This is a genomic window from Phenylobacterium sp. (genome assembly GCF_030645195.1).
Lineage (GTDB): Bacteria > Pseudomonadota > Alphaproteobacteria > Caulobacterales > Caulobacteraceae > Phenylobacterium.
Genome location: NZ_JAUSLW010000129.1, coordinates 1 through 11486, shown reverse-complemented (window position 1 = coordinate 11486; position 11486 = coordinate 1). Strand labels below are relative to the sequence as shown.

At 69.5% G+C, this 11486-nt stretch carries 9 protein-coding genes, 1 tRNA gene and 1 pseudogene; all 11 read left to right on the top strand.

Annotation, left to right across the window (positions count from 1 at the left end; all coding sequences use genetic code 11):
* Nucleotides 1-114: 114 nt before the first annotated feature.
* Nucleotides 115-333, top strand: coding sequence for a translation initiation factor IF-1 (gene infA, locus Q7T09_RS11190; protein WP_215341158.1), 219 nt, complete (start codon nt 115-117; stop codon nt 331-333).
* Between the two features lie 19 nt (nt 334-352).
* Nucleotides 353-934: a nucleoside triphosphate pyrophosphatase gene (locus tag Q7T09_RS11185; RefSeq protein ID WP_304699707.1), complete on the top strand. Its 582-nt coding sequence runs from the start codon at nt 353-355 to the stop codon at nt 932-934.
* On the top strand, nt 931-1962 hold the full coding sequence (locus Q7T09_RS11180) for a ribonuclease E/G (protein ID WP_304699705.1): 1032 nt from the start codon (nt 931-933) through the stop codon (nt 1960-1962). The genes Q7T09_RS11185 and Q7T09_RS11180 overlap by 4 nt, the downstream gene beginning before the upstream one ends.
* Nucleotides 1959-2132: a DNA gyrase inhibitor YacG gene (gene yacG / locus Q7T09_RS11175; protein WP_304699703.1), complete on the top strand. Its 174-nt coding sequence runs from the start codon at nt 1959-1961 to the stop codon at nt 2130-2132. Before Q7T09_RS11180 ends, yacG begins: the two co-directional genes overlap by 4 nt.
* A 66-nt stretch (nt 2133-2198) precedes the next feature.
* Nucleotides 2199-2274: transfer RNA gene (locus Q7T09_RS11170), tRNA-Phe, on the top strand.
* A 176-nt stretch (nt 2275-2450) separates the two neighbouring features.
* Nucleotides 2451-4424, top strand: coding sequence for a hypothetical protein (locus Q7T09_RS11165; protein WP_304699702.1), 1974 nt, complete (start codon nt 2451-2453; stop codon nt 4422-4424).
* Between the two features lie 33 nt (nt 4425-4457).
* Nucleotides 4458-5225, top strand: coding sequence for a hypothetical protein (locus Q7T09_RS11160; RefSeq protein WP_304699701.1), 768 nt, complete (start codon nt 4458-4460; stop codon nt 5223-5225).
* Nucleotides 5226-5328: 103 nt separating this feature from the next.
* Nucleotides 5329-7608, top strand: coding sequence for an NADP-dependent malic enzyme (locus Q7T09_RS11155; RefSeq protein ID WP_304699700.1), 2280 nt, complete (start codon nt 5329-5331; stop codon nt 7606-7608).
* A 127-nt stretch (nt 7609-7735) separates the two neighbouring features.
* Nucleotides 7736-9835: a TonB-dependent receptor gene (locus Q7T09_RS11150; RefSeq protein ID WP_304699698.1), complete on the top strand. Its 2100-nt coding sequence runs from the start codon at nt 7736-7738 to the stop codon at nt 9833-9835.
* 628 nt (nt 9836-10463) lie between these two features.
* Nucleotides 10464-11387 carry a MotA/TolQ/ExbB proton channel family protein gene (locus tag Q7T09_RS11145; RefSeq protein ID WP_304699696.1) on the top strand — a complete coding sequence of 308 codons (924 nt, stop codon included), beginning with the start codon at nt 10464-10466 and terminating at the stop codon, nt 11385-11387.
* A 5-nt stretch (nt 11388-11392) separates the two neighbouring features.
* Nucleotides 11393-11486 (top strand): annotated as a pseudogene (locus tag Q7T09_RS11140) (biopolymer transporter ExbD); the annotation flags it as partial.

The window sequence follows — 11486 nt, the reverse complement described above, 5'->3', positions numbered from 1 at the left end:
GGCATTCGACCGTGCGGCGGGCTCCGCGTTATGATAGAGGCCTCTCCCACGGCTCGCGCCCCTCGATTCAGGCGTGGGCCGTTCGACTTTTATCGGCGTCTATTTGGAGCCTGCATGGCTAAAGAAGAACTTTTGGAGTTTCCGGGCACGGTGAGTGAAGTCCTGCCCAACGCGACCTTCCGCGTGAAGCTCGAGAACGATCACGAGATCATCGCCCACACCGCCGGCAAGATGCGCAAGAACCGCATCCGGGTCTCGGCCGGCGACAAGGTCCTGGTGGAGATGACCCCCTACGACCTGTCCAAGGGCCGCATTACCTTCCGCGTCCGCTAGCGGGCGCACGGTCCCCTCGATGACGACGCCGCGCCTGGTGCTGGCCTCCGCGAGCCCCAGGCGGCTCGATCTCCTGGCCCAGATCGGTCTCGCGCCCGACGCCGTTGTGGCCGCTGAGATCGACGAAACCCCACTTCCCAACGAGACGCCGCGCCTGCTGGCCCTGCGGCTGGCCGTGGCCAAGGCGGCTAAGGTCGCCGCCGAGCAGCCAGACGCCTATGTCCTGGCCGCCGACACGGTGGTGGCCGTGGGCCGCCGCGTCCTGCCCAAGGTGGAGACGGAGGCCGAGGGCCGCGCCTGCCTGGAGCTGCTGTCGGGCCGCGCCCACAAGGTGCTGACCGCCGTGGCGCTGCGCGCACCCGACGGCCGGGCCGCCAGCCGTCTGGTGGAAACCCGCCTGCACTTCAAACGCCTGACGCCAGCCGAGATCTCGGCCTACCTCGCCGGTGGCGAGGGCCTGGGCAAGGCCGGCGGCTACGCCATCCAGGGCCGAGCCGGCGCCTTCGTCATGGCCCTGCAGGGCTCCTACACCGCCGTGGTGGGCCTGCCGCTCTATGAGACCCTGAACCTGCTGACCGGCCTGGGCTTCTCACGGTCATGAGCGTGCGAAAACTCTATCTCGATCGCGGGATCGGCGAGAGCCGCGGGGTGGTCACCCTCGACGGCGCGCCGGAGCGGCTGCTGATCCTCCGCGACGACGACCCAGAGCTCACCCGCCTCGGCGCCCGGCTGGTGGGCCGGGTGCGCAAGGTGGAGCCGGCCTTCGCCTCGGCCTTCGTCGATCTCGGCGGCGTCGAGGCCCTGATGGCCTTCCGGCCCGAGGCCCGGCCCGTGGAGGGCCAGGCGATCGAGGTGGAGGTCCGTAGCGAGCCGCGCGACGGCAAGCTCGCCACCGTCCGCGCCATCGGTCCGGCGGAGGGCAAGCCCCGCCTGCTGACCGCCGCCCCGGACCTGTCCGAACAGCTGGCGAGCTTCGCCCGCGACACCGCCATCATCGAAAGCCGTGCGGCGCGCGCTATGGCCGACGCCGCCGAGGCCGAGGCGCTTGAGACCATCCATCCCCTGCCAGGCGGCGGAACCCTGGCGGTGGAGCCCACCCGCGCCCTGGTGGCCATCGATGTCGATGTGGGCGAGCGCAAGGGCCAGGACGTCAAGCGCGTCACCCGCCAGGCCAACCACACGGCCCTGGCCGAATCCGCCCGCCTGCTGCGCCTGAAGGGCCTGGGCGGGATCGTGGTCATCGACCTGGTGGGACGCGGCCACGACGGCAACGCCCTGCTGACGGCGGCCCGCACGGCCTTTTCCCCCGACAATCCCGGCGTCGCCATCGGTCCCGTGGGCCGTTTCGGCACCATGGAGATGACCGTGCCGCGCCGTGGCCGCGCGATCCGCGACATTCTCGGCGACGGGGCAGGGGGCTTGTCCGATCTCACCCTGGCCCTGCGCCTGATCCGCCGCCTGGAGGCCGCCGCCGTCAGCGATCCCGGCGGGCGCCTCGTGGCCACCTGCGCGCCCTCCGTGGCCCAGGCCGCCAAGCCCTATGTGGAAATCCTTGCGGCGCGGATCGGCGCGCGGTTCGTTGTCGAGACCAACCCCGACTGGCTCCGCGATCGCCTGGACGTCCGATGACCGCCGCTCCCTGTCCCATCTGCAAGAAGCCCGGCTCCACGGAATACCGACCCTTCTGCTCGCGCCGCTGTTCCGACGTCGACCTGCAGCGCTGGCTGGTGGGGAGCTATGCGATTCCGGTGGAAGAGGACGAGGCCGACAGCCTCCACGACGAGGATGACGGGAATTGATGCTCCTCGCTGGACACCGCCCCGACCCTCTTTTATAGACGCGGCTCCCGCGACGCCGGGACCTAAGCCTGGGTAGCTCAGTTGGTAGAGCAGTGGATTGAAAATCCACGTGTCGGTGGTTCGAATCCGCCCCCAGGCACCACCATCCTTCCCCAGCTCCAAAGACTCACCCCATCCGTCTCGGGGGCTGTGCGCGCCGGCCCGCCGAGGCCGACGCCATCCTTCGGCCCCCAAACTTGACAGAGCCAGATAATTGCGTTCGATGAACTCGCAATCTTAGCGAGCGTAAGCGCCGAAGGCTCGCAATGGGGGGACGTCATGCCCAATCCGACGCATCGGATCGCCGTCGTCTTCGTGCATGGGCAGGGCGAGCAGACTCCCATGACCGATGTGGTGGAGCTGGCCAAGTCGGTGTGGCGCACCGACCCGAGGGCCTCGCCGTCCGGCGTCGCCGACGTCTACAGCACCCCCATCTATGACGACGAAGAGTCCGACCAGCGCCGGATCGTCACCCAGGTGGCAGGCGGGCGGCAGGTGGACTTCCACCAGTTCTACTGGGCCGACCTGATGGAGGGGAACCGTTTCACCCACCTCTGGCGGTGGTTCCGCGACCTGATGTTGCGCCATCCCACCGAGGTGCCCCAGGCCATCTGGCCCATCCGCCAGATCGCCATGACCATCGCGCTGGCCACCGGAATCTGGGGCGTGCTGTTCGCGGGACTCGCGACCCTTCCCCAGGCGCGCCCGGAGGCCTTCGCCCTGGCGCTCGTGCTGGCCGCGCTCACCCTCTCCTCCCGCCTGCCCAGGGTCGGGTCCTGGGCGCCCCCGCTGGTCTTGCTGGCCGCCGTCGCCGCGGGGGTCTGGCTGCTTCCCAACCTGCGCGCCGGGCTGGGACTGGCTCTGGCCGGGGGGCTGGTCTTGGCCGCCGTCGCCTACGGCGCGCGCTCGCCGCCCCGCGACTGGTCGGCCCTGACCTCCGGACGATCGGCGGCGGGCTGGGCGATCGCGGCGGTGGCGCTGGTGGTCCTGTCGGGCGGGGTCCTGCTGGCCGGGCCAGGCCTGGCCGACGGACTGGGCTGGTCGGTTCGCGACTTCATATATGCCGGGTTGCTGGGACTGGCGGGCTACACCGCGCCGCTCCTGCTGATGCCCGATCGCCGGGCGCAGTGCCTCGCCCTGGGGAGCGCCCTGATCCTCATCGCCCTGCTTGTGTCCCTGACCGAGGGCGCGCCCTTCGTCATCGACGGCGCGCCGCTCGACTCCCGCACGGCCGCCGTCATGACCGCCGTCGGCGCCGGGACCCTCCTGGTCCTGGGCCTGCGCGCCAACGCCAGCTTCCTCACCCCGGTGATGACCGATTCCGCCCGCATGTTCTCAGGCTCTCCGGTGAACATCCCCAACCAGAACCGCATCCGCAGCCGCGGCATGCAGTTGCTGATGGCCCTGCACGCGAGTTCCGGGCCCCGCCGTTACGACCGGGTCATCATCCTGGCCCACAGCCTGGGCACGGTGGTGGCCTACCGGCTGCTGGCTCACTATTGGGGCAAGGTCTACGACCAGCTCGACCTGGCGGGCACCAAGGCCGCCGCCGACGCCGTCGAGGCCGCGGCCGCAGCGCTGGAGGCCGCCCCGGATGATCCCCAGCGGCTGCTGGATTGGCGGGCGGCGGTCCGCGCCTATGGGCGGGAGCTCAACACCGCCAGCAAGCCCGGCAAGTCCTCGCCCTGGCGCATCAGCGACTTCATCACCATCGGCAGTCCGCTCACCTATGCCAGCCTGCTGATGGAGGAGTCCGACGACGCCTTCCGCGAGCAGGCCAAGGTCTACAAGCGCCATCCCACCTCGCCGCCGCAGCCGCGCACCGACCAGGGTCCGAAGGCCGGCAAGATCTTCGACGGAATGTGGCCCCACCACGCCGCGCCCTTCGCCGCCACGGCCTGGACCAACCTCTACTTCCCTCACCACGCCATCGTGAACGGCGACATCATCGGCGGCCCTCTGAGGGGCAGCGTCGACAAGGTGCGCCTGGGCCACGGGATCGTCGACGTCCCGCTCGATCACGACACCACGGTCTCGGGCTTCACCCACGGTGAGTACTGGCGCTGGCCCGTGCGGGACGCGCTGGAGCTTCGGCCGCAGGCTGTTGGGGCCGCAGAGCCCACGCCGCCGCCGCACGTGGCGGCCCTGCGCGACGCCTTCGGCCTGTTCGCCGACACCCCGGCCGAGGCGCGGGCCGCCGACGCGCGGCTGCTCGACCCCGAAACCTCCTACCCCTCGCCCGGGCCGAACTAGGCTCGGCGAGCACCCCATCGGAAGGAAAAGCCCATGCGTCGTGTTCTGGTCTGCCTGATGTCCGTCGGCCTGCTTGGCGGGTGCGGAACCCTGATCAAGGATCGTAGCCAGGTGCCGCAGAGCCCGGTGGGCGGCTTCGGCACCACCATGGGTTCGCCGCACACCAAGTCCCCGCGGGGCTCTCCCGACCCGACCTGGCAGAACGCCGACGTGGTGACCCTGGACCTGCCCGACCTGATCGCGCGCTACAGCGGCAAGGCCGGAACCCGCAGCCTGGAGGCCGCCCTGGCCGACTTCGACGCCCTGCCGCTGGCCAGCCGCCCCGAGCGCCGCAACGCCATCGTCGGCGCGGTGCTGATGGCCTCCGACAAGAACTGCGATGTCTATCTGGAGTATTTCCACGGCAACCAGATCGCCATCAAGGCCTTCTCCAGCGTGAGCGCGACCCTGTTCTCGGGCGCCGCGGCGATCGCCAGCCCGGCCAGCAGCAGCCGGGTCCTGGCCGCCCTGGGCAGCGCCGCCACTGGCGTCGGGGGCAATCTCAACGAGGCCGCCTTCTCCAGCAAGGCTGCTGACGTCGTGGCCTCCGGCATCCGCGCCGAGCGGGCCACCATGCGCCTGGAGATGGACACCCGCATGGCCAAGCCCGACAACTATACGGTCTGGCCGCTGTCCTTGGCCCTGGCCGACGCCTTCCGCTATCACGGCCGCTGCAACGCCATCTCCGGACTGGCCTACCTGCAGGGCAAGGCCGAGAAGGCCAAGTCCGACGCTGAAGCCGGGCGGTCGCCGGGCGGCTGACGCCAGCAGCCGGAAAATCCCGCCGCGCGCGCGCCAAAAGCGCCGCGACGCTTGAAGATCGCGCCAGTCCATCGCAGAGGTCCCCCTGGGAGACCTGACCGCCATGGACGACGATTTCCGGAAAGCCGCGCTCGACTATCACCGCCTTCCCCGGCCGGGGAAGCTGTCGGTGGAGCCCACCAAGCGGATGGACACCCAGCGCGACCTGGCCCTGGCCTATTCGCCGGGCGTCGCCGCGGCCTGCGAGGCGATCGTCGCCGATCCCGCCGCCGCCGACGAGATGACCGCGCGGGCCAACCTGGTGGCGGTGATCTCCAACGGCACTGCGGTCCTGGGCCTGGGCAATATCGGGCCGCTGGCCAGCAAGCCGGTGATGGAGGGCAAGGCCGTCCTCTTCAAGAAGTTCGCCGGCATCGACGTCTTCGACCTGGAGATCGACGCGCTGGACCCCGACCGCTTCGTCGACATCGTGGCCTCCCTCGAACCGACCTTTGGCGGGATCAATCTCGAGGACATCAAGGCGCCGGAGTGCTTCGCCATCGAGCGGGCCCTGCGCCAGCGGATGAACATCCCGGTGTTCCATGACGACCAGCACGGCACCGCCATCGTCTGCGCCGCGGCCGTGCGCAATGCGCTGGTCCTGCAGGGCAAGTCTCTCGCCGACATCAAGCTCGTGACCTCCGGCGCCGGCGCCGCAGCGCTGGCCTGCGTGGACCTGCTGGTGCTGATGGGGCTGAAGCCCGAGAACATCACCCTCACCGACATCAAGGGCGTGGTCTATGAGGGCCGTGAGCCCGACATGCCCCCCAACATGGCCGCCTATGCGCGCCAGACCGACGCCCGCACCCTGCCGGAGGTGCTGTCCGGCGCCGACGTCTTCCTGGGTCTCTCGGCGCCGCGGGTGCTCAAGGCCGAGTGGCTGCCGCTGCTGGCGGCCAATCCTCTGATCCTGGCCATGGCCAATCCCGAGCCGGAGATCCTGCCCGAGCTGGTGGCCGCCGCGCGTCCCGACGCCATCGTCGCCACCGGCCGCAGCGACTATCCGAACCAGGTCAACAACCTGCTCTGCTTCCCCTTCGTCTTCCGCGGCGCCCTGGATGTCGGCGCCAGCGTGATCAACGAGGCGATGAAGCTGGCCGCCGTCGAGGCGATCGCCTCCCTCGCCCGCGCCGAGGCCTCCGAGGTGGTTGCCGCCGCCTATGGCGGCGCCGCGCCGCTATTCGGCCGCGACTACATCATTCCCGCGCCCTTTGATCCGCGCCTGATCCTGCAGATCGCCCCGGCCGTGGCCAAGGCGGCCATGGAGACCGGGGTGGCGCGCCGACCCATCGCCGACTTCGTCGCCTATCGCACCGAGCTGGAGCGCTTCGTCTACCGGTCGGGCCAACTCATGCGGCCGATCTTCGAAACCGCCCGCAAGGCCATGAAGAAGGTCGCATATGCCGAGGGCGAGGATGACCGCGTCCTGCGCGCGGTCCAGACGGTGGTGGACGAGGGACTGGCCAGGCCGGTCCTGATCGGCCGGCGCGAGGTGATCGTCGCCCGCATCACCGAGCTCGGTCTGCGCATGCGGCCCAACGCCGAGGTGGAGATCCTCGACCCCGCCAGGGACCGCGAGGTCTTCGCGCCCCTGGTGGCGCGCTACCAGGATCTGGTGGGCCGCCGAGGCGCGCCCCCGGACGCCGCCGCCCGCCGCGTGGAGCGCCGCCCCACCGTGGCCGCGACCATGCTGCTGGAGTCCGGCTATGTCGACGCCGCCCTCTGCGGCGGCTCTGGCGACTGGTGGCGGCACATGACCTATGTGATGCCGATCATCGACCGGCGTCCGGGCATCGACCGCATCCATGCATTGTCGGCCCTGATCACCCGGGGCGGGGTGCTGTTCATCTGCGACACGCACATGAACCCTGATCCCACCGCCGAGCAGATCGCCGAGATGACCCGGCTGGCCGCCGACGCGGTGCGCGGGTTCGGCCTGGAGCCGAAGGCGGCCCTGCTTTCCCATTCCAGCTTCGGCGCCTCCAACTCTCCGAGCGCGCGCAAGATGCGCCAGGCGCTGGCCCTGCTGCGCGCCCAGGTTCCGAGCTTGGAAGTGGACGGTGAAATGCACGCCGACGCGGCCCTGCTGGAGGGGCAGCGCAATCGCCTGGTGGGCGACAGCGCGCTGAAGGGGGCGGCCAACCTGCTGGTCATGCCCAATCTCGACGCGGCCAATATCAGCCTGACCCTGCTTCAGGCCTCCACCGGCGCTCTGCTGGTGGGGCCCATGCTGCTGGGCATGTCCAAGCCGATCCACGTCCTGACTCCCAGCGTCACCGCCCGGGGGATCGTCAATCTCACCGCCCTGGCCGCTGTGGAGGCGAGCACGGGACACATTCCCTAGGCGGGGAGGGTGTCCGCGCCCATTTTCGAGGCGTTTCGTTGACCCCGGGGCCCCGTGTCAGGAATCCGCTTGAGAGATGTTATGATATAACATAGTGGTCCCTGGGCTTGCTTTCAGGGGTTCCCACATGTGCGCCAAAACGCTCCTTCTCGCCGCGGTCGGCGTCTCGGCTCTCTGCTCCGGCCAGGCCATGGCGGAGGAGGCGGCCCCCACCGTCTCGGAACTGATCGTCACCGGCGCGCCCTACGCCGTCTCCCTCGACTCGGCCACCACCAGTATCAATGTGGTGACCCAGGCCCAGCTTTCCACCGCCCCGCCGGTGGGGATCGGCGATCTGCTGAATGGCATGCCGGGCCTGCGCTCCACCGCCTACAGCCCAGGCGCCAGCCGTCCGATCATCCGGGGCCTGTCGGGGCCGCGGGTGCTGATCCTGCAGAACGGCGTCGGCCTGGTGGACGCCAGCTCCCTCTCGCCCGACCACGCCGTGGCCTCCGATCCGGGGGAGGCCTCCCGCATCGAGGTCCTGCGGGGCCCCTCGACCCTGGCCTATGGCGGCTCGGCCATCGGCGGGGTGGTCAACATCCTCGACGAACGCGTGCCCTCCCACCCGGCCAGCGGCGGCGCGGACGGCCATGTGGCCGCCTCCTACGGCTCGGCGGACGACAGCTACTCCGTCTCGGCCGGGCTGAAGGCGGGGCAGGGGCCGTGGGTCGTGGCCCTGGACGCGGTTCGCCGGGCCAGCGGCGACTACGACAGTCCCTCCCATCCCGTGTCCTCCAGGTATGGGGCCGCCAACGGCGTCACGGCCCTGCCGGACCGCGTGGTGAAGAACACCGATGTCGACCTGACCGCCTACGGGATCGGCCTGTCCCATGTCGGCGACCGGGGCTTCCTCGGCGCCTCGGTGAAGCGCACCCAGACCCAGTACGGCGTGCCGTTCCCGCAGGTTGTCCCGGTCGGCCCGCCGCCGGCCGAGGGGCCGGTCTATATTGACCTCGACCAGACCCGTTACGACCTGCGCGGCGAGACCAGCCTCGAGGTCGGCCCCTTCGAGAAGGCCCGCTTCTCGGTGGGCTACGCCGACTACGAGCACCGCGAGGTTGACGTGGCCAGCGGTGCGGTGGGTACGACCTTCCTCTCCAAGGGGGCCGAGGGCCGGCTGGAGCTGGTCCAGCGCGAACGCGACGGCTGGAAGGGCGCGGTGGGCGTCCAGGTGCTCGGCCGTGACTTCGAGGCCCTGGGGGACGAGGCCTTCATCCCGCCCGTGACCATCCAGGAGGTCGGCGTGTTCCTGCTGCAGCGCCTGGACCGCGACGGCTGGGGTGTGGAGGGCGGTCTGCGCGTCGACCGGCGCACCCTGGACGCAAGTCTCCACGGCCGTCCCACCAGCGACGCGGCGGCCGCCTCCGGCGTCAACTGGGCCCGGGCGGCGGGCAAACAGGACTTCACCAACGCCTCGGCCTCGGTCGCCGTCTTCTGGCGTCCGGCCAGCGCCTGGTTCCTGGGGCTGAGCCTGGCCCACAACAACCGCGCCCCCACAGAGTTCGAACTGTTCGCCGACGGTCCCCACGGGGGCACGGGCAGCTACGAGATCGGCGACCCGACCCTGGACGCCGAGCAGGTCACCTCCCTGGAGGCGACGCTGCGTTGGACGGGCGACAACGGCAAGGTCGAGGCCCACATCTACAGCGCCGACTACAAGGGCTTCATCGACGAGATGCGCACGGGTCTGTTCGTCGACGACGCGGGCGTGATCGATCCGGCGGGCGAACTGCCGGTGGTTCGCTTCACCCAGACCGACGCCACCTTCCATGGCGGCGAGCTGGAAGGGTCCTACGATCTCTGGCGTGGCGGCGACGGGGTGCTATCGGCCGAAGGCTCCTATGATTATGTGCGCGGGGCGACCGACATTGGGCCCCCCGCGCGGATCCCGCCCTATTCGGTCACTGGCCGCCTGGTCTGGAAGGCTCCGCGCCTGGAGGGCCAGGTGGAGGTCCGCCACGTGGCCGGGCAAGGGCGCCTCAGCGCCTTTGAGCTGCCCACCGAGGCCTACACCCTGCTGAGCGCCCGGGTGTCCTGGCGGCCCCTGGCCGACCAGGACTTCAAGCTCTTCCTCGACGGCCGCAACCTGACCAACGAGGAGGGGCGGGAACACACCTCCTTCCTGAAGGACATCGCCCCACTGCCGGGCCGCACCGTCCGCGCGGGCGTCACCTACAGCTTCTAGAGCCCCGGCAAGGGCGAGGATCACCCCCGCCGGACGACTGTGGCCGCCGCGCCATGGCCGGCGGCTTCCGCGCGCGAGTCGAAGCCTCAGAGCTTGACGGTTCGGCCCCGGACTCCCATTTGCCTTTCACGACGAAGAGATGACCGAAAATCAGGCGCAGGCGCGCCAGGGACGTTCGGCGACCGTGTTATTTCAAGACCGGCGTTCCGTCGAAAATGCTGCGACGCAGCATATAAATTCCCCCACAAGTAGAAAATCGATCGGGAATACTTGTGGAATGCGTTGTGCGGTGCAGCAATACCGTATCTTCCGACACATCCATATGCGGGCGCTTGGCGGGTCCCCCCCTTGACGCTTGGAAAAGGGGTTGCCAAAGCACCCCTGCCGCACGTCTAACATAGCGGTAAGACTTCAACTTCCCCTCGGGGAGGGCGAGGTCGCTCCCGCTACCGGAACACGACCGTCGCGCCTCGCGACACGGGTTGCGGGGTCGGGCGCAGCGATAGCGGCTCCGTTGTTCCTTTCGTGGTTACGCGAGGAACGGCGGGCATTTTCAATTGGGGTGGAGACGCTCTCGCGCGACGACCCTCGGTCCAAACGTGCTAGACCAATCAGGAACTGGCGACAGATGCTCGACAACAAACGAACGACTCCTTTCATCGCTCTCATTGGCGCCCTGGCGCTGATGGCGAGCGCGCCGGCGTTCGCGCAGGATGCCGCCGCTCCGGCCGCGCCTGCCGCTGACGCCGCCGCCGCGGCTCCCGCCGCTGATGCCGCCGCCGCTCCGGCCGCCGACGCCGCCGCTGCTCCCGCCGCCGAGGCCGCTCCGGCCGCCGACGCTGCTCCGCCCCAAATGGAAAATGCTGGCAAGCTCAGCGTCATCCAGATGGCCATTGACGCCGGCGCGGTCGTCAAGGTCGTCATGATCGGCCTGGTGCTCTGCTCCATCTTCTCGTGGACCCTGCTGGTCACCAAGCTCCTCGAATACGGCGCTCTGAACCGCCAGACGGACCGCTTCCTTGAAGCCTTCCGCTCGGCCAAGTCGATCAACGACATGGGCCGGATCGGTATGTCCGACGAATTCGAGGGCAACCCGCTGGCCGACATGGCCGCCGCGGCCGCCCAAGAAGTCGAACTGTCGCGTCAGGCTGGTCTGGCCGTCAGCGGCGCTCACCGTGAAACGGTCCTTCACCGGGCCGAGAGCGCCGTCGCCGCCGTGCAAGCCTCGCTCGGTGGTCGTCTCTCCAGCGGGATGCAGTTCCTGGCCTCGGTCGGTTCGTCCGGTCCGTTCATCGGCCTGTTCGGCACCGTCTACGGGATCATGACCTCGTTCATCGGGATCGCGAACACCAACACGACCAACCTGGCCGTCGTCGCCCCCGGTATCGCCGAAGCGCTGCTGGCCACGGGTATCGGTCTGTTCGCCGCTATCCCGTCGGTTATCTTCTACAACTACTTCCAGACCCGCATCTCCGCCTACGGTGCGCGTACGGAAGGGTTCGTGGCTGAACTGATGAACGGCATCTCCCGGCAGCTCGACAAAGGGGCCTAAGCACCATGGGCGCCAAACTCTCAGGTTCTGGGGGTGGCAGGTACGCCGTGGAAGCGAACAGCGAGATCAATGTGACGCCCTTCGTGGACGTCATGCTGG